At 54.3% G+C, this 17,216-nt stretch carries 27 protein-coding genes; 9 read left to right on the plus strand and 18 right to left on the minus strand.

The window, feature by feature from the left end:
- Positions 1-62 precede the first annotated feature (62 nt).
- The 5 genes from AC07VF_RS03990 to AC07VF_RS04010 form a co-directional block, all read right to left on the minus strand.
- Positions 63-1,175: a tyrosine-type recombinase/integrase gene (locus AC07VF_RS03990; protein ID WP_495008270.1), complete on the minus strand. Its 1,113-nt coding sequence runs from the start codon at positions 1,173-1,175 to the stop codon at positions 63-65.
- Positions 1,175-1,387 carry a hypothetical protein gene (locus AC07VF_RS03995; protein WP_495008132.1) on the minus strand — a complete coding sequence of 71 codons (213 nt, stop codon included), beginning with the start codon at positions 1,385-1,387 and terminating at the stop codon, positions 1,175-1,177. Before AC07VF_RS03995 ends, AC07VF_RS03990 begins: the two co-directional genes overlap by 1 nt.
- A gap of 26 nt (positions 1,388-1,413) precedes the next feature.
- Complete coding sequence (locus AC07VF_RS04000) at positions 1,414-1,722, minus strand: hypothetical protein (protein WP_495008133.1); 309 nt, start codon at positions 1,720-1,722, stop codon at positions 1,414-1,416.
- A 272-nt stretch (positions 1,723-1,994) separates the two neighbouring features.
- Positions 1,995-2,585 carry a hypothetical protein gene (locus AC07VF_RS04005; protein WP_495008134.1) on the minus strand — a complete coding sequence of 197 codons (591 nt, stop codon included), beginning with the start codon at positions 2,583-2,585 and terminating at the stop codon, positions 1,995-1,997.
- Entirely contained in the window at positions 2,582-2,908 is a 327-nt protein-coding gene (locus AC07VF_RS04010; protein WP_495008135.1) for a hypothetical protein, read from the minus strand. The genes AC07VF_RS04005 and AC07VF_RS04010 overlap by 4 nt, the downstream gene beginning before the upstream one ends.
- Before the next feature lie 250 nt (positions 2,909-3,158).
- Between AC07VF_RS04010 and AC07VF_RS04015 the strand changes: the two genes are divergently transcribed.
- Positions 3,159-3,962, plus strand: a complete 804-nt coding sequence (locus AC07VF_RS04015; RefSeq protein ID WP_495008136.1) for a hypothetical protein — start codon at positions 3,159-3,161, stop codon at positions 3,960-3,962.
- A gap of 111 nt (positions 3,963-4,073) precedes the next feature.
- On the opposite strand, the gene AC07VF_RS04020 is transcribed toward AC07VF_RS04015, so the two are convergent.
- Complete coding sequence (locus tag AC07VF_RS04020) at positions 4,074-4,739, minus strand: hypothetical protein (protein ID WP_495008137.1); 666 nt, start codon at positions 4,737-4,739, stop codon at positions 4,074-4,076.
- 180 nt (positions 4,740-4,919) lie between these two features.
- Here AC07VF_RS04020 and AC07VF_RS04025 point away from each other — a divergent pair, with 180 nt between their 5' ends.
- Positions 4,920-5,690 (plus strand): hypothetical protein, encoded by a 771-nt coding sequence (locus AC07VF_RS04025; RefSeq protein WP_495008138.1) that lies wholly within the window; start codon positions 4,920-4,922, stop codon positions 5,688-5,690.
- A gap of 11 nt (positions 5,691-5,701) precedes the next feature.
- Here AC07VF_RS04025 and AC07VF_RS04030 read toward each other — a convergent pair whose 3' ends face one another.
- The gene (locus AC07VF_RS04030; RefSeq protein ID WP_495008139.1) at positions 5,702-6,559 is read right to left on the minus strand and encodes a phosphoadenosine phosphosulfate reductase domain-containing protein; all 858 of its coding nucleotides are present in this window, start codon (positions 6,557-6,559) and stop codon (positions 5,702-5,704) included.
- A gap of 88 nt (positions 6,560-6,647) precedes the next feature.
- Between AC07VF_RS04030 and AC07VF_RS04035 the strand changes: the two genes are divergently transcribed.
- The 4 genes from AC07VF_RS04035 to AC07VF_RS04050 all read left to right on the plus strand — a co-directional run bounded on the left by AC07VF_RS04035 (position 6,648) and on the right by AC07VF_RS04050 (position 8,098).
- A complete protein-coding gene (locus AC07VF_RS04035) occupies positions 6,648-7,118 on the plus strand; it encodes a hypothetical protein (protein WP_495008140.1) in 471 nt (156 codons plus the stop codon).
- A 101-nt stretch (positions 7,119-7,219) separates the two neighbouring features.
- Positions 7,220-7,435, plus strand: a complete 216-nt coding sequence (locus AC07VF_RS04040; protein ID WP_495008141.1) for a hypothetical protein — start codon at positions 7,220-7,222, stop codon at positions 7,433-7,435.
- 199 nt (positions 7,436-7,634) lie between these two features.
- Positions 7,635-7,838, plus strand: a complete 204-nt coding sequence (locus AC07VF_RS04045) for a hypothetical protein (RefSeq protein WP_495008142.1) — start codon at positions 7,635-7,637, stop codon at positions 7,836-7,838.
- 56 nt (positions 7,839-7,894) lie between these two features.
- Entirely contained in the window at positions 7,895-8,098 is a 204-nt protein-coding gene (locus AC07VF_RS04050; RefSeq protein ID WP_495008143.1) for a hypothetical protein, read from the plus strand.
- Here the strand turns inward: AC07VF_RS04050 and AC07VF_RS04055 are convergent, their stop codons facing one another.
- The 7 genes from AC07VF_RS04055 to AC07VF_RS04085 all read right to left on the minus strand — a co-directional run bounded on the left by AC07VF_RS04055 (position 8,099) and on the right by AC07VF_RS04085 (position 12,071).
- On the minus strand, positions 8,099-8,803 hold the full coding sequence (locus tag AC07VF_RS04055; protein WP_495008144.1) for a hypothetical protein: 705 nt from the start codon (positions 8,801-8,803) through the stop codon (positions 8,099-8,101).
- A 460-nt stretch (positions 8,804-9,263) separates the two neighbouring features.
- Complete coding sequence (locus AC07VF_RS04060; RefSeq protein WP_495008145.1) at positions 9,264-9,488, minus strand: LexA family protein; 225 nt, start codon at positions 9,486-9,488, stop codon at positions 9,264-9,266.
- Positions 9,472-9,798 (minus strand): hypothetical protein, encoded by a 327-nt coding sequence (locus AC07VF_RS04065; RefSeq protein ID WP_495008146.1) that lies wholly within the window; start codon positions 9,796-9,798, stop codon positions 9,472-9,474. The genes AC07VF_RS04060 and AC07VF_RS04065 overlap by 17 nt, the downstream gene beginning before the upstream one ends.
- An 84-nt stretch (positions 9,799-9,882) precedes the next feature.
- On the minus strand, positions 9,883-10,197 hold the full coding sequence (locus tag AC07VF_RS04070) for a hypothetical protein (RefSeq protein WP_495008147.1): 315 nt from the start codon (positions 10,195-10,197) through the stop codon (positions 9,883-9,885).
- Complete coding sequence (locus tag AC07VF_RS04075; RefSeq protein WP_495008148.1) at positions 10,194-10,481, minus strand: hypothetical protein; 288 nt, start codon at positions 10,479-10,481, stop codon at positions 10,194-10,196. The genes AC07VF_RS04070 and AC07VF_RS04075 overlap by 4 nt, the downstream gene beginning before the upstream one ends.
- Positions 10,482-11,303: 822 nt before the next feature.
- On the minus strand, positions 11,304-11,492 hold the full coding sequence (locus AC07VF_RS04080) for a hypothetical protein (protein WP_495008149.1): 189 nt from the start codon (positions 11,490-11,492) through the stop codon (positions 11,304-11,306).
- Between the two features lie 6 nt (positions 11,493-11,498).
- Complete coding sequence (locus AC07VF_RS04085; protein WP_495008150.1) at positions 11,499-12,071, minus strand: hypothetical protein; 573 nt, start codon at positions 12,069-12,071, stop codon at positions 11,499-11,501.
- 345 nt (positions 12,072-12,416) lie between these two features.
- Here AC07VF_RS04085 and AC07VF_RS04090 point away from each other — a divergent pair, with 345 nt between their 5' ends.
- Entirely contained in the window at positions 12,417-12,734 is a 318-nt protein-coding gene (locus tag AC07VF_RS04090; protein ID WP_495008151.1) for a DUF1654 domain-containing protein, read from the plus strand.
- A gap of 47 nt (positions 12,735-12,781) precedes the next feature.
- Here AC07VF_RS04090 and AC07VF_RS04095 read toward each other — a convergent pair whose 3' ends face one another.
- The 3 genes from AC07VF_RS04095 to AC07VF_RS04105 all read right to left on the minus strand — a co-directional run bounded on the left by AC07VF_RS04095 (position 12,782) and on the right by AC07VF_RS04105 (position 16,024).
- Positions 12,782-13,213, minus strand: a complete 432-nt coding sequence (locus tag AC07VF_RS04095) for a hypothetical protein (RefSeq protein WP_495008152.1) — start codon at positions 13,211-13,213, stop codon at positions 12,782-12,784.
- Entirely contained in the window at positions 13,210-15,069 is a 1,860-nt protein-coding gene (locus AC07VF_RS04100) for a DEAD/DEAH box helicase (protein WP_495008153.1), read from the minus strand. The genes AC07VF_RS04095 and AC07VF_RS04100 overlap by 4 nt, the downstream gene beginning before the upstream one ends.
- Positions 15,070-15,181: 112 nt before the next feature.
- Positions 15,182-16,024, minus strand: coding sequence for a LexA family transcriptional regulator (locus AC07VF_RS04105; protein ID WP_495008154.1), 843 nt, complete (start codon positions 16,022-16,024; stop codon positions 15,182-15,184).
- Positions 16,025-16,126: 102 nt separating this feature from the next.
- On the opposite strand from AC07VF_RS04105, the gene AC07VF_RS04110 reads away from it, so the two are divergent.
- Together AC07VF_RS04110 and AC07VF_RS04115 are read left to right on the plus strand one after the other, a co-directional pair.
- A complete protein-coding gene (locus AC07VF_RS04110; RefSeq protein WP_495008155.1) occupies positions 16,127-16,345 on the plus strand; it encodes a helix-turn-helix domain-containing protein in 219 nt (72 codons plus the stop codon).
- Positions 16,346-16,422: 77 nt separating this feature from the next.
- Positions 16,423-16,845 (plus strand): phage regulatory CII family protein, encoded by a 423-nt coding sequence (locus AC07VF_RS04115; protein WP_495008156.1) that lies wholly within the window; start codon positions 16,423-16,425, stop codon positions 16,843-16,845.
- A gap of 82 nt (positions 16,846-16,927) precedes the next feature.
- On the opposite strand, the gene AC07VF_RS04120 is transcribed toward AC07VF_RS04115, so the two are convergent.
- Positions 16,928-17,188 (minus strand): hypothetical protein, encoded by a 261-nt coding sequence (locus AC07VF_RS04120; protein WP_495008157.1) that lies wholly within the window; start codon positions 17,186-17,188, stop codon positions 16,928-16,930.
- Between the last annotated feature and the right edge of the window lie 28 nt (positions 17,189-17,216).

Genomic DNA, 17,216 nt, shown 5'->3' on the forward strand with positions numbered 1-17,216 from the left:
ACCGGCTCGATTCCCTTTTTCATTGCTGGCTCGCGCAAAACCCGCGCAAAACTGGCGCAAAACTATCCGGCGATTTCGCTGATATCGAGGTCCGGAATGGCCTCCGACCAGATCACTTCCGAGTGTTCCTTCTGGTAGTTTTTGGTCATTTCCTCGCTGGCGTGCCCGGCGATCTTCTGCCCATCTTTCCCGGCTTTTTTGTACAGGTGGAGCGACAGTGCCCTGACTTCGTGAAAGCCTGGCATTTCTTCTTCCTTCCATCCCTTGTAGCAATCCGCCGTCTCCCTGGCGTCCTTGAATGCGCGCGTCAAGTAACGCTCCTCAACCTTGGTCCAGTGCTCTTTGGCCTCAGCCTGCTTTTGCCTCTTCCGGTCAGGTCTGCGGTGCACCAGGAAAGGGGAAACGACGTTGTCACGGCAATGGCTGATCACTCGCTGCAGCTCGGGCGTCACCCTGAACCTGATCCACGCCGCGTCACTGGCCTTCGAAGTCTTCTGCTGCACCACGTAGAGATAGCCGTCCTTCACGTCTTCAAACTTCATCGCGAGGATATCGGTGCGCCGCTGAGCAGTGATCAGCGCCAAATCGATCGCGTTTTGCAGCCAGGCGGGTGCTGCCTCCCGAATCGCCTTGAGTCCGTCGACCGTGTGCCGTTTGCGGGTTTTCTTTTCGATGCGATTGATGGTGCTCGCCGCAGGATTGTCGGGGCAAAGCCCCTTGGCCGCCGCGTGATTAAAAATGTCGATCAGCAGCGCCCGGCATTGGTTGGCCGTGCGCGGCGTCAACAGGTCAAGCATTTGGGCGATCATGCGGATCGAGATCTGATCGACAGCCTTTCCTTCGAACTCACGTCGGAATCTGCGGAAGTGCACGGCGTAAAGTCCGAGCGTTCCCTTCGACAGCTCGCGCGGCGGCAGCACGTTCTTCTCGTAATCATCCAGGAAGGCGGTGAACAGCTCGGCTGATTCGCCCAGTACTACGCCGACCAGGTCGGCACCCTGCATGAATGCCAAATTCAGTTGCTTGGCCGCATCCACAGCCTTGACCCGATCGGTGCCGAACTGAAACCACTTCCCATCAGTTGGGCGCCGGTACCGGTATGTCCCGCGCCGGTCATCCAGGTAAAGGTTCTGCGGCAAGCCTCTGTTCGACTTGTTGCGCGGCCGTGGGACCATCATGCAGCTCCTTTCAATACCATCGCGACGAGGTCGTTGCCGGCAGCTTTGTTGAATGCCGCCCAGTCGATATACCAGAGTTTGCCGATCTGCTCGCCCGGAAGCTTGCCGTTTCGGATGTAGTTACGGATTGCCTGAGGGCAGGGCGGTGTTCCGTTTTCGCCCCAGCGCCGCCGCTGGAATTCGCTGATCTTGATCAGTTCACGCTTCATGGGATGCCTCTTCCCCGTCCGGGGGTCTATGCGGGGTTGAGTGGGCGGAATGCCTCGAGCGCGACGTCGGGGTCCGAAGCCAGCTTCTCCATTGGGTTCATGCTTTCGAGCCTCGATTCGATGCCTGCCTGATCCATGTAGCTGCGCATCCGGATCACCAAGGCAAGCAGCGTTTCGTTTGCTTCCTTTACACCGCGCTGCCTGCCGACGGCGTAGGAGGCGTCTTGAAACTGAATCGCCTCATCACCCAGGACGCCGATCCTTTCGAGGTGTTGTGAATGAATGCCCTCAATCAGGGCCTGGTCTTGCTGATGAATCGGGTTTTCTTTGGACACAGGAATCTCCTGCCCGCCGACACCGGCAGGCATGTGGATAGATGGGGAAGGGGCAGTGAGCGCAAATTTTGGCGCTGAAAGCAGGAATTATCTGGACGTGTAGGATGAATACATCCACCGGCCGAGGTTTCTATGCGCTCAAATCAAACCTATGCATCACAAGAGATACTTGGCGTTGGCGCCTGCAAACCATGCAACGCGCCATGCGCCGTGGTTGTTCTGGTATCGAGAACGCCAGGTGTGCTTTACGACGTCCCTGAAGTCCTCGCAGTTTACGAAGGTGAGGATTCGCTGGATGGGCCTGATATCAAACGCCCGAGCAGCACGTCGGTCACCACCTCCCACAGCTTGGCCGGCGACCATTGATAGCGGTCGAAGTCTGCGTCGGGCTGTACGCCGAAGCGGCATGTCGAGTGGGCGCCCGCTGGGAACTCACTCTGCTTCTGCATGATTGTTGCGACTCGGCCGTCTCCGCCTGGCTCTGTCCGATGGTATTCGTAGGCCCGTGTGCCGTAGTCGTTACCAGCGCGAACCTCGAAGACCGGGCCACGCTCCAGAATGGCCCGTCCGTCCGGCGTCCATGGTCGGCCGCCGTTGGCGCTGCGCTTGCCTTCATGCAGGTAAAGGACGAAGTCCCCGGCGTCATGGCGTTGCATGTCAAAGCAGTGGTTGACCTGCGTGCCGACCAGCACTCGCGATACGAAGTCGAAGCGGTGATCGTGAATCGCCGAGTTTTCGAAGCAGGCGCGGCGCGGCAGTTCCGGGTGCCAGACGTGCAGGCGTTGATTTCCCTCCAACTGCACCTGGACAAAGCCCAGGCCGTGCAGCGTAATTTTGTCGGTCATGATGTCGTCGATGATCATGGCTGTATGCTCCGAGCCCACCAACACACAGGACCGTCATCTGTATCGTGGATCGCAAGGCAGAACCATTCTTCGCCGTCTGGCCGGTCGGGTTCCCAGTAACTGCAGTCCGGGTCGCCGGCTTCAAAGTAGCGTTCAGATACTGCTTCGTCGCTGTGGTACTCCAGGCTGATCATCTTTACCTGCAGACCTTGTTTGGCAATCCAAGCCTTGCACTTGTCGCCGTCACCTTCATCGAAGTCCGGCAGATCGGGGTGCTGGAAAAAGCCGTTTTCGTCTCGCACCACTGGCGCGACTTGAATCAGTTTGATGTCTTCAGGCATGACTTCGTCCTCGCCGCATACGCAGCAGGCAATAGGAATTGGGTGTGGGAGGGTTGTAAGGGCATCCGCTCGCTGCTATTACTCAGCGGCGGTGCTTTGGGTTGGATCGTTGTGCGGGATTCGATTTGATGCCTGGCGACTGGTCCAGTTATAACGTCCGAAAGGCACTGGAGCGGTCTAAGATACATGTGCACTGGGATGCACTTTTGTTTCTAAAGAGTATTAGAAGCATTAATCAAGGAGGACGCTGATGATTTGCGCATTGTGTGAGAAAGAAAAAGGAAAACTTATAGATAGCCACTTCATACCCTCGGCAGCGTATCCGCATGTTAGGGGGCAAGGTGAGTATAGTGGTTTATCGCCTGTTCGAATTGATTCGTTTAAAGGAACTGCCGCGCACAATGATAAGCAAGTGACCATGGAACTCTTGTGCCGCTCGTGCGAAGACCTTTTCTCAAAACATGGCGAGCGGATTATGGGTTATTTATGGGCGACTTCCGACGGTTTCCCACTCCTCGAGAAGCTGCGACGCAACGGGCCTTGTGTAACCGCAGATGCGTATCAAGCTTATGATGCGTCCAAGCTCGAAACAGAGATAACAGCGGGGTTGACGTATTTTGCGGCCAGTGTGTTCTGGCGGGCTCAGGTTTGGAACTGGGGCTATGGGGGCGATCCTTACAGAAAATCTCTGGGCGATAAGTACGAGGCTGTGTTTAGAAAGTTTCTCTTAGGTGAGGGTACTTTGGATGCTGTACGTTTCATCCTTGAGGTGAATACTGACGAAGGTATGACGGCGTTTATGTCTTTTCCGACTTCTAACCGGTATAAAGGAGAGATTAGCCATGTTTTCACCATCCTTGGTATCAGATTTAATATGTACGTCGGCGGGACCATAAATAAAGCGACGCTCGATGGCTTTAAGATTTTGAATACGAATATGTTGATCTTTGCTCTTAGCTTTCGCCAATCGCCAGCCTATTCGAAGCTGGCAGAGCAGGTGAAAAACAGGGTGGTCGCTAAAGGCAAGCTCGCCAAGCATTCAGCTCGTGGTTGATGCTGGGGGAAACCGTTAAGTAGCAGGCGCGGGCTGCCGTTGAGCTCAAAGGCTGTTGTTCGTTTTGATTTTTCCATGAGTGCACGATCACTCGCCGCATGCGCAGCAGGGTTACTTCGGGTTGGCAGGGTGTGTCGCGCTCCACTGCTCGAAGGCTTCTTGCGTGGTGGTGGCGGTAATCGTTTCGTCGCAGGTGTGACAGAAGGCCTTGCCGCCGCACGCGCCGACGTCGCCGTGCCCCTGCTTGCATGGGTTCATGTGCCAGTCTTCCTCGTTTGGCGCTGGCACGGGTTGGTGTGCGAGTGCCTTGTCGGCGTCGAACATGGCGTAATAGAGCCGATGCCAGATAGCGCATGTCGGGTCTTCATGGTCGTCGCCGCCATGTTCCTCTACGCCATCGATCGAACCGCAGTAGGAGCTCGCAAGATGTTCGCAATCACGGGCAACGTCTCGAAGGTTGCTAAATCCGGACCGCATTTTGGTCAGCTCCGATTGCAGGTCGCACACCCGCTGATCAGCGATGTTCAAGCGCTGCTGTAAGGCTGACACCTCGGCCTGGAGGCGGGTGAAGTGGGCGCGGTCGATCAGCTCGGTTCCGACTGGTGCCAACTCGATGGCGTCACGATGATCCAATTGTGTTTCCGGGAAGATACTGTCCGTTTGAGCAACGACTGCCAAAACCTCCGGCTGCAGGCTAGCAGGCGGCACCACCCCACCACGGCACTGCGCCAGGCGCTCCGCAGCACAATTGCTCAAACGCTTTGCTTGATTGCTCATAACCCCTCCTGCGGCGAAACGATGCCGCTTGCTTGAATGACAGCCATGCCCAAGTGGGTGGCCAGTTCGATTTCTACGTGGGTGCCGCGGGCTCAACCTGCATGCGTTGAACGTGAACGCATTTAACTGTTCTTGCTTTCATATACACTCAGAAGGAACGACAGGTATAGGACGTTCAAGATGAGCTTGATTTTTAGAGAAGGCGTAGTTTTGTCAGTTGCTCCTGTTGTTGCGTATGTCACGGCTTGGATGTTTGAAATTGGTTATGCTGAAGCTTTTGGTATCTCATTCGAATTAATTGAAGTTGATCTGAAAGCGATACTCATATCGCTGCTAGTATGCTTGGTAACGCTGCTACCTTTCTTGGCTTTTACTTGCCTGTTTTTATATATGGGCTTTGTGAATCGAAATCGGAGGAGCCGTTGGTGGGCATTGCAGTTAATGTTTGTCTGGTTCACTTCGATTTCACTTTACATAACTTCTTTTGATTCATTATTCGCTTGGGCCGGTTGGATCTTGTCGCTTTTTTTCTTGGCTATTGCTTTTCTTCGAGTGGCATGGATGGCGCGTCGCGTGGGGTGGGATGAAGCGTTTTCCAAAGCTGCGGATGGAGAAAACATCCGTAATTTTGATGGTGTGCAGCCTGAAACTAACGCCCCGACTGTATGGCAGACTTTAAAGTCGGTTGTGGCTGTATTCGGCATCTTATTGATAGTTTGCTTGATGATAAAGGGGGTCGGGGGGCGAGCTGCTATGTTTAAGACTGCGTTCCCTACCTTCGCGATGGAGGGCAAGTCGTATGTGGTCCTTGCTGGTTACGGTGACAGGTTTGTGCTTGGCGGTATTGCCGATGGTCACTTTGACGGAAATACATCGGTCCTTCCGAAAAACTCGGAGAAGATTGTAAACCTTAAAGCTGTGTACTATGAAAGCCTGTACAGCAAGAAGTAGAGAGCTAACGTTCAATCTCCGCAGAAGCAAGCGATCGCTTCGTCGTGGTCGGCAAACATGTCGAATTGGGTGTCGGAGTAGTCGAGCATCTGCTGATAGCTTGGTCGGTCGAAGCGGAACAGCGCGCCGTCGGCGGTCACGCTGGTGCTGGATACGGCGGTGCGCTCCATGCGCGCCCACCACTCAGCCTTCTTTCTGTCGCTTGCGATGATCGAGTAGACCTGCTTGGCGCCTTTGAGAAAGCACAGGTCACAGTTGCCTTCCAGAGTCCGGCCATTAATCGTCGGCAGCATCAGATCGAAAGGCTGGGCCTTCCAGAATTCGGTCACGTCGTGCACGCCTACGCCGGCATCCGCCAGCGGCATCACCATCGTTGCGTGCTTGCTCTCGCTGGTCGTTTTGCGGTGCCGGATCTTTGCAACTCGACGGGGCTCATCAGCTCGAATTCCCGTCATCATGTCGACCGGATCGCCCTCAGTAGATAGCCCCAGGCTGCGAAGGTACTTGTGGATGATCCTGATTTTCAGGTCGATGGTGCAGAAGCGGGTGACAGGGTTCGGCAGGTAGCTTCGTTTCCGTATCAGTGCCTCGAAGGGCTCGCCGGCCCTGCTGGCGCTGGCGAAGTCAACAACTGCAAAACCGACTTCGTCATCCCGAAACTCCAGCCAGACAATCGGCATACCCCATCGCTCAGAACACTCCTGAACAAAAGTCAGAGTGGCGGGGTGCTCCTTTCCGGTATTGGCGAAAGTGACGATCAGGTCACTGTGATCATCGTTGCTGTCCAGCACCTGGCGCAGCATGTACGCGCTTGTTCGGCCGCCGGAAAAGCTGACGACAGTCGTCCCGGACATTTTGTAGGGAGACATGAGGGATCCTCGCCAGTGGCGTGATTCGCAAAAATGGGATATTTCTGTGCTGCCTGGGCCGTGGGCCCAGCCTTATAAGGAGATAGAAATGCAAGCACCAACGGATAACCTGTACAAATTTCTCGCGATCTCGGGACTCATTTGCATCCTGTTTTTTTATTTCGATTACAACCAGCGCAAGGAGCAAGTCCAAAACAAAAAGGATGAGTGGATGGTTAGTGCCTTAGAGCTGAATTCAGCTATGGAAGCTTCTTCCCGCGAACTGAAAGCTCTAGAAATGCGTTACGACAAGTTTGGTACTCAGGCAAAAACCGCCGATGAGCAAAAGGCCGAATTCGACCGGGCAGCCGCTTTTCAGCAGGAATTCAATAAACTTGGAATTAAAGTTGAGCCGGCTACTTATAAGCTGCAAATTGTCCGACGCTTGGAAGGCGAGTTAGCCACATTGAGAAGTAGATACATTATCTATTCCGTGATTTCGTTAATTACTTTTCTCTTCGGAATCATCCTTTGGTACTACAGAACGCAAAGGCATTTGGACGCCAAAGAACGTATCTAAAGTTAGCAGTTCTCGGCTATGAAAATCTGACGTTTCTGAGTCGATTTTCTGCAATCGGGAAAATGGCCTACGCTTACCGCTCCACAGGAAGGGATACGGTCATGAGCGAAGACGACAGGTTGATTTATTCAATCGCGCTTGAGGCGGTGCTTTCGGCGGCGCGATCTCTGCACATCGATATCAATGAGCTGTGTGAAACTGCAATTGAGTCCCTGATGGTTGTTCCGAGCGGTGTGTCACCGGCCGTTGCGCTTGCTATCAACGCAATAGAGAAGGCGGCGGAGGTGTTGAATTATGACGATCCAGACGCAGAGTGAAGGAACGGCGTCATGGGCGTGATTTTCTCTCTATAGGGTGTGCTGAATTGCCGGATCCCTTTGTTGAAAAGACGCAGTGCTGGCAGGAGGCACAGCTCATCTCCTACGGCACAGTGTTCGGTCACGTGTTTTCGCCTCCAAAGAGGCTCTTCGCCCGAGGTTGGTCTACGCTAACCGTTCCACATTGAAGGGGACGGTCATGATCACAGATAGGGCCAGAGCGCTTGGATTGTCACTGGCACTCAAAGCAGTACTCAACGTGGCAAAAAAGCGCGGCTTGGATCTGGATGAGATATGCGAAGCCGCTGCTGATGAGCTTCTGCAGTACAGGGCCTATGACGCGGAGCACGTACCGATGGCCATTCGCGAAATAGAGTTGGCGGTTGATGCTTTGAAACTCTGATACAACCACTTCGCTAATGGCGTAAGCTTGCCCGTTCCACAGGAAAGGAGGCCGTAATGAGTAAAGAAAGGGAAAAAGTGTTAAAGATTGCGTTGAAAGCAGTGCTCACTGCTGCGCAAGAGCTCTACATTGATATCGATGAGCTTGCGGAGACAGCGTTTCAGTCGATGCTCAATGACAAGGCTTACGACGCAAAGGATGTCGCCCAGGCATCCAGTGTAATTGAGGCGGCGGCTGATGCGCTGCCAGCGATCCACTGATCAGGCAGCTTCAGATTCGGTTTCTGCTTTGGTCCAGGCCGGCAGAAACCCTTTCAAGTCCTCGCCGCGCATCGGCATGAGCACGCCGACAAAGAGCTCGTTCAGGTCAAGGCGATTGAACCGCACGATTACTGAGCCGTTGTCCTCGCCAGTTTCTAGGTGCATCCCGCCACCTCCGAAACGCTTCTGCCCAGAAAGCATTACGCCGATCTTGTTGAATATCTCCAGGTATTCACCGTTAAAGCACGGATACGAACCCTCGAATTTCTGGCGTTTCTTTGGAATAACGCGGCGCCAGTTGGGGAACACGCCGTCGACAAGTTCGGTTTTCTCGGTCAGGTGCGAGGATTTTCCGAACAGCTCTGGCTCTTCCGACACGTCGGCCAGGCTGGTGATGAGCGAGAATTTTTCCGCGATCCAGAGTAGCGCGGGTGGCTCGCCGTCCGGTCCTTTGCGGGCTGCGCAGGCAGACAGCATTCGCTTGGAGACCGTGCCGATGAGAACCGACTTGTGTTCAGGATGAATCCAACCGTCGGGGTCGTGAATGGCGCCCATGAAGTGACCGTTTGTGGCAACGATGAGGACGCCACCGGCGGCATGAGGCTCAATCTGGACGGCGTTTAGGTAATAGCGAACATCACCCTTGGCGGCGCACTGGTGGATGGCTGCGAAGTACTTCGGATTGACGCGGGCGAGGTATTTCATGGTTTTCTCCATGGCATGCGCCGTCCTTCGATACGGAACGGTGGCGACTAAGTTGGTGGTAGGCTGTACGTGGTGCCCGGCACGGGGTCGGGCTGAGGAGTAATGAATGTCAGTTTTATCACGCGAGTCTGACGGCATAGTCGCTGTGCAGGTCTCGAACTATGGCCTGAGCAAAGGCTGGGATATCTTAGACATCGACGCGCGCGGTAGGTCATTGATGCCTTTACGCGAAGGAGAATTCAAAACGAAAGATCAGGCCGTTGCCGCTGGCCTTGCCCGAGGTCACGCAGCTCTGAAGGCTGACAACACTTAGCCTGGCATGTAAGGATCATTCTGCAGTTACACGCAAAGCCTCTTGCTGATAGTCAGCTCTATTTTCCGCGCAACGATTGGCCATAACGTTGTTCCGTGGCGGGTGTCCTCGCAGGTCTTCAGTATGTATAACATCCAGCGCTGAATGTTATGCCTCCGTCACGGGCCGTATGCTGCGCGCAATGCCGTCAGCTTTGGTTAGAGCGCCTTTTTTCACCATCCTCACGATTCGGTCGCCGATCGCATTCACGTTCACGCGCTGGGCCTTGGCGATCTCCGCGATAGTCGGCGAGTAGCCATGCTGAGCGATATACCCGGCGATGAACGCCAAGGTCTCTGTCTGCAATGGGGTGAGTTCATTCTTCGTCTGCATCCGGGTCCACCTTGGCCAGGCCGGCCGCTTTTAACTGATGCATCATGTTTTCTGTGATTACGAAACCTGACGTGTGAGGCGTGAGAATCCGCGCAGCTTCCTCAGCAGGCGCTCGAAGAACGTAAAGCACCAAGGTTTGATACAGCTCCTGCGCGTTGTCGAAGCTGTGCAGCTTCAGAAAATCTGGCAGCTGGGCGGCGATGCCCTGCGCCAATTCAATCGTTAGGGTCGTTATCCCCAGCTGGTTCTTCTTCTCTTTCTGCCTGAGCCGGTACGCCGCTGCGTGCTTGGCGGCTGCCGTCTGTTCCATTGGGTGGTTCTCCGATCTGGTGCACTGGCAAACTGAGCCAAGTCTGCCGCCGACGCTGGTTCGCGCACTTGAATAGACGCCGCGTCATCTAGCAGTGATGAAGGTGATGCCGTGCTCTCGGGCGGTGAGTGCGACGGTGCGGGTATCGATGCCGATCTTCATACCGATCTCGCGCGCATTCAGACCAGACTCGGCCAGTGCGCTAATGTGCGGCGCACGTCTAGCGCGCTTGGCCTTGAGCGTTTCATGATGATTTGTGGTGCCCAGCAGCGGCGCGTTGGCGCTGACGCCCTGGTCGATGCGCTGGATACGGTGGCCGGTGGCGAGGTAGTGGTCGATCTGGGCGGCGAGTTGCGTGATCGCCTGCTTGTGTTGATCCGACACACTTTGGCCGATCACTGGGGCACCGCCCGCAACAGGCTGATCGCCACGCCTCCGGGGCGCGCTTCTAGCACCTGAGCGTAATTGACCGCTTCCTTGTAGCCGAAGCGGAAGCCGCGGACTTTACCGGTGCTGATCTCAACGACATGCCAAGCGTCTGCGCTCTTGCGGATCACCTGATAGCGGATCGTCTGGGCTGGCGGCTTTTTCCCGATCATTGCGTAGAACTCCGCTGTGGCGAGATGAGTGCGGGCGCGCATAGCGTTCAGGCCATCCACGCGCTGTTGTATCTGTGAGTCCATATCCTTTCCTCAGTTCGGTGCGTTCACTTGTCAGCACTCTGGCCGCCTGACATAGGCCGATTGGGCGCAGGGGAGAGTGCTGACGGGTAAACGCTGGGTAAAAGAAGCCCCATCGACGTGGGGCTTTCGATATCGCTTGTCACGAGGCCTCCCTACGTGAGCCTTGCTCGCCGGCGCCGCCTGTTGCGGTAGGTCGGGTCAATGTCGTTTACATGGCTGCAAATCCTCCGCAGCGCGCTCACTGGGTTGGCAGTGGCTACTTTTTTGATTAAATGACGTAGGAGCGATCGGACGAATGGGCAGAGGAGAACAGGCGGTGAGGAATGCCTGTCTTTCGGATTGATAGCTAGATGCCGTCACCCCGGAAATGTATGATCGATTCTTCTTAAACCTCGTCGTCGGGAAGTGCCATCGTGCTCTGTCACCTGTGCGTGGAGCTGGTTAAACCCGGAGAGTTTGGCGTTGCACCGCCGGACTCACGGCGCATGGAGCGTAGTGGTGCTGTGATTCGACTTCTAAGCCTGACTGGCGTCCCGATGTTTTGCGGGGACTGCGGCTCGGCTTGGATTAAGTGGTGTTGCGTACAGGACACTTTCCGTGAGACTTGGGAGCATAAGATTCCTCCTGGCTCCATCCCTTAGCGGCGCGTGGGGCAGCGTCAAGTCATGATGGTTTGTCCGCATCAGAGATCGCCATGAATCGCTCTGTTCGGCTTAAGCCTCCCGTACGTCGTAGGTCGGGGGATTTCCGATGCAGCGTTGTCAGAGTTAGAGCGTTCCAGGTATCGGGCAGTGTTCGTCAGGCTGACACTGGCGCTGTTGTCTATCGGCCGAACGCTTCAAGTTCGGCCTGGCTGTCTTGCATGCGCTGGATCAGCTTTAGCCTTTCTTGCCCGGTCAGATGCCGTGCTGCGAGGTACAGGTCCTCGGCCAGGTCGCCGTTGAACTTCATCGAGCCTGCGGGGTGTTCCAGCTCGAGCGTGATTTGCTTGGTGGCATCCAAGGTCGACATGCATTTTCAGTCGTAGCTGCTGCTGGAAAAGCCACTGTCGCTTGAGTAGCTGCACGAGCTATCGCTTGATGAGCTGCTCGAACCGTAATCGCTGCTGGTGTGGCTACTTCTTGAGCAGTGACCTGAGGAGGTTTGAGGCGAGTTGTCGAACGTGGTATTGAGCGGGCTGAATGGGCTCAGCGGGTTCAGCGGGTTGGTCAGATCCAAGCTGTTGTCAGTGCTGGATCTTGCCGTTGTGCGAGATCGTGAAGTGGCTGCTACTGGCGCCGGCGTGAGCATCGCTACTCCAGCAGCAGTTTTGTCCCGCGCCGCAACCAGATGAGCGATGGCGCGTTCGGCAGAGCCTTGCCCGTTGTCGCGGTCGTAAAGGCGGGTTTCGACTTCGTCGCGATCCAGGCTGATCTTCATCACTCGGCCGTCCAGATAGTCGAAGTCCTCGGTAATTTTGAGGATCTCCGCTGCCCGCTCTTTTGTCATATCGCGACCGCCGCGAGAGTCCAAAAAGCCCATCCCTTGCTGGCGTGACGCATTGAAGAGGGCCGCCAATACCTCTGCCTTATCCAAACCCCTGATGTTCATGCTAGTGCCCTCCAGGGCGGTTGATTTCCCGTCTGGCCCTGTTGCCAAGGCCAGCCAGTGAAATCGGTATGTCCGTTCTGCTTAAAGAGCTTTGATCCAGTCGATCCCTTGTCGGGGCTGGGAGACCACTTCGCTGGTCCCTGGCTATCTGGCGGCTTTACCAGTCGTGTGTTCGATTCGTGAAGCCCCTGGTAGGGGCTGCTCCGTTTCGATGAGTCAAATATGCACCAGTGCAATTGCCGTGTCAATGCACCTGTGCATATATAAATTGAGAAATATTCCCCTTGATCGGATCAAAGCTCGTCTATTACTGTATGGATATACAGCATAAAAGAGGAGGTATCTATGGCGCAGCAGGGCAAGAAAAAGGAAGCGGCACTGAAACCGATGAGCGCGATGGAGCGGCTTTCGCTACGGGTATCGTCGATGATCAACCACCCGATCGCTCAAGAGCGGAGGGAGGTGAGGATTCATCGGCTTGATACGGACGGGGAGAGGGAGTGGAACGAGATCGTGAGCGGTCTTTCAGAGGCTGATGGGATTGAGCTGGCGCACAATCACGAAGACGCGTCGATTACGCTGAGGTGGGAGCCGTCGGCGGCGGACGAGAGGTCCGTCCAGGTTGCGGATCCGTTCGAGCCAGAAGAGCCGGCACCTTTCTAATTTTCACAAAAAAGCCCGCTCATGGCGGGCTGATACCATGCACCGGCTTAAGCCACTGCTTTCAAGGCAGTCCGGACTCGGTGATGCAAATCTACCGGTAGGGTTGCCAAGGAGGACGAGATGCGTTCGGGCGAGTAGCCGGCCTCAATAAGAGCGGTGGCAAGATTCTCGACGGCTATAGCGGTGGCTGCTTGGCGAGACCATTGCGTTAAATATCTGCCTGCGCCGACCTTCTGCTCAACCAACAGAAGTGTTCTACCAGCATCGTAAGTGTAGCGGCAGTCCACCGTCTGCACGGATTCAGCGCCTTGATCGATGTAGGAGAGAGTCAATGTTACTGTCTGGTCAGGATTTCTCTTGCTGCTAACTGTACGGTACTCATCATCGAAGATATTGTCCGTAAGTTCACTGGGCTGCACACCTTTCGCGACATATAATGCGATGAGGGCATTAACGGCAATGTTTACGCCTTCCTTCATTTAAGCATGCTCCTTAGTTCTTCTATAATCGTCGGAATATAATCGAGGCACTTGATTAACATCTTGTTATCTAATGCATCTCGCTTTCCGAAGCGGGAGTATAGCTTGCTGTTGACAAATATCACAAGAACTGCGTCATTGGCCTGACCGTCGGTTATGCGCGGCACAATCTTCCTGAAAGGCCCAGACAGGTTTGTCCCCTTGGGATCTATCGATTTATCGAAGAGGAGGCTAGCAGACTCATCTTGGATCCTTTTTGTGAGGATTTCTCGGAGTTTTTGCCTTGCCTGCGCGGGCCGTTTTTCAACCAGCTCGGGATCGATATGTTCAGATGCTTGTTTTGTTTGGGAGTCAACTACAATTGACCGTATCTTCCGCAGCGTTTCTTCGTCTAGCAGAGTTCCAGCATCTTTGAGGATCTGCACTTGAATATCTGCCGCAGCCTCAATTTCTTTCCGCTTTTGTTGAAATATGGCGTTAAAGTCTATATCTGTTAGATAGGAGTCTTGGGTGGCGACAAAGCTCTCTGCGCTTGCTACCCCAGCAAGAGTATTGTCACGCTGTACATAGTCCAAATCCAAATCGGCGTATTCTCTCGTGTGCTGTTGCTTTGCACGATCAACTTCAGTTTGGAATAATGACCACATATCATTTAGACCGGTTTCTTCATGGTAGATAACGAGCGCGTTGTTATCTATCTCGAACGCCGTAATTTCGTCGGCAGGGATGGCTCGTAAGACGCGCCCTACAACTTGTGCGAAGGCGTTAATGCTGCGATATGGTCGGAATAACGCCAGTACAGTCAAGTATCTATGGTCGTAGCCTTCCATGAGCATGTTTACAGAGACTACTACCTCGACCTCGTTCCGCTCAATTTTCTTGAACTCGGCATCCCTCACTTCAAGATCCATCTCGCTGTGAACCAGTGCTACCCTCATCCCGCGCTCTAGGTACCAGGTGCGCAAGTCCTCAGCGTGTAAAATGCTGCATCCTACAGCGAGTATTTTATGAGGGACAGTTTTGGATTTTTGACGGATGTCATTCAAACTTTTTATACTATGGGCAATCACGTCTTTGGAACATGCCTCTGACAATGCAACACTTTTCTCGATCCATTCTGCATCTTTATACGCTAGGACCTGATCCTTGGTAAACTGCCGGTTCGGAAATGCAGGCATCGTGAAATAAAGTTCGGAGGCGTTAACGGTCTCTTTCCTGAGCCATTTCACATATTGGTCACGCATTGCTTCAGACAGCTTGGTTTCGTGAATCAATTGGCCCGGGACGGTAAGTCCATCCCCGCGAAATGGGGTGCCAGTTAAAAAAAGCTTTTTTGCACTATCAAAATAAGACAGCACTTCCTTCCAGCTGTTTGCGGGAGCATGATGTGCTTCGTCCACAATGATCATGTCAAAATAGTCCCGCGGGACCTGTCTGACCAGGCTGCTCTCTCTGCTTTGGGAAAGCTGGTGGATGTTGGTGTAAATAAACTGGCTAGCGTCTAAGTGAGAGCGTAGCAAGTTCGGGCTGTATTCGGTGGTGATAGGTAATAGTTTGTAGTTAAAGACTATATCGAAGTTAACCCAAAAATTGTCATGCAGCGCGTCTTGGGTTTTGCGGATACTATCCTTCGTAACCAGACCTGGGGTAACGATTAACACTCGCCCATTAGATACGCCATATGGCGCGATTGAAATGAGACCGCTTTTTCCAGTCCCGGTGGGTAGGACCACTAAGGCTTCCCGGTTGTCCGGGTTGCCAAAAAAATCTCTGATTTTTAGGTACGCCTCGATTTGAGGTGTTCTAAGTTTTGTGTTTCCTTCGATGTTGAATGGCGTATCTATGAAGTAAGACATACATGCTCCCTGCTTGTCGTTGAGGTTGAGTCGCTGTTGCAGACAACTTAATTAGCTTATTGGCGGGGACCTACTAGCTGAATTTCCCTTTGCCTAGGTCCCCCGATGTCCGTTAAACCAAATTTCCATTCCACACGAATAGCACGCGGGCCTGGATATAGGTCTCGTCGATGAAAATGTCCTCGGCCTTGTGCTTGCGGTTATCCGAAATCATCTTGAATTTGTCCTTGCCTTTCATCTGCAAGCGTTTGATGTACTGGAAGCCCTGGTGGGAGAAGAAGTAGATCCCGTCGCCAATGAATTCCTTGATGCTAACGTCCACCAGGCACGGATCGCCATGCTTGATGGTGGGCGTCATCGACTGGCCCCACCCTGTAATCACTTTCAGGTGGTAGTGCTCTTTGAACTCGACACCCATTGAGCGGAGTTGGGAAGGGCTAACGCGCACGTCCTGAAGCATTTCGGGGAAGTCGTGTGCGACCTCGCCGCCCCCCAGCGCGCCCCTGACATCGTAGTGGGCAATCCAAACCTCATCCCCGACCTTACCTGGCCGGTAAGCGTCATTCACTAGTACGCTGCCAGACGTCTCGCCTTCATCACCTTCCGCCACCGCCAATAGCTTCTGCAACTTCTCATCGCCAAGCGCTTTGCCGGAAAGCATCTCCCGCAATTTTTCAGCAGCCGAGGAGGGGACACGAATGTCAGTCGAGGGCGCAGCCGGCTCGCCGACATCAAGCGGTGCAAATCCACGCAATTGATCTGTCGTAACGCCGAACAGTTCGGCGAGTGGGCGGACCTGCTTATCGGTCGGTTCCTTTATCCCCTTGGGCCCATTCGGCTTAAGGATTCTGGATATCGTCGACTGCCCTACCTTCGCCCGAGCGGATACCTGAACCTGACTAAGCCTGTCCCTGCGCATGAGTTCAGCCAGGATTTTATCGATAGATTTATGCATGAGTGCAATCGTCGCCTTGGGCAGTGCATAGAGCAATAGAGTGGATCGTTGACAGATATGCACCAGTGCATGATCATGTGCATAACTACAAAGGAGGCAGCCATGAGCGCTACCGATCTCCCGAACAAGTTGGACGCATTGCTTGGCTCTGGCTGGACGTACAAGGCCATTGCAGAGCGCGCTAAGTGCGACATATCCACCATTTTCCGCATCCGCAGTGGGCAGATCAGCAACCCCAGCTACATCGCTGGCCATGCGATCGACCTGATGCACGAAGAACTGGCTAAGCCCACCAAACCGGCAAAGAAAACCGCTGCTTAAGCACCGTGCTGGCTGGTGGAAACATTTTGCAATGCGTGATGGCACGCAGCCACTGAAACAAATTTGAGGTTTTACGAATGGAAGATTTCCTGCGGGCCTGCCACACGACAATCAAGGAAAGCGGTGCAGAAGAGCTGGCCGGGAAGATGTGTCTTGCCCACGTGAGCCTGCTGCAGCGCTCCAACCCGGACAACGCTGCTCACCACCTCACCATCGAGCACCTCTTCGGGATTCTGCTGCACACCCAGGACATGCGTCCGCTGCTGGCGCTGGCTGACTCTTTTGGCTTCGAGCTCATCGCGAAGACGGCGCCCAACCCGCAAGCACTGACAGCTTCGATGATCAGCGTGGGTAAAGAAGTTGCTGATCTGACGATCGCGGTGCATCAGGCGCTTGAGGACAACCACGTCAGTCAGTTCGAGAAGTCTCAGATCAAGGTCGAGATCAATCATGTCCGGCAGAGCCTGGATGTGATGGAAGCTTCGGTGAAGGCGGCCTGAATGAAACCGAAAAAGCTACTGCAGACATCGGCGCTGCTCAAGGTGGATGAGCAGAGCCGCAAAGCCTTCTACTCCGCGATCCTCAATCTTGGTTGGGTGAAAGCCGAAGGTGATTCAGGGCCTTCACGTAATTCTCGAGGCCGTTGATGACTTCGTCCGGGATCGGCAGATACGCAAGCGTTGACCTCGCGGTGGCGATCTCGACATCAAATTCTCGGAGCGCCTCCGCGCGCAAGTCGAGCGGTAACGACCTGAGCACTCCCAACAGCAGAGCTTGGGTCGCGATTAGCTCTCCTTTTTGCTCATTCAGTTTGGCAATGATTTTGTCGTTCACATCAGTCATGTCCGGCCTCCGAGGCCTTTTTGTGTGG

The sequence above is a fragment of the Pseudomonas sp. GW821-FHT02H06 genome (assembly GCF_059421525.1).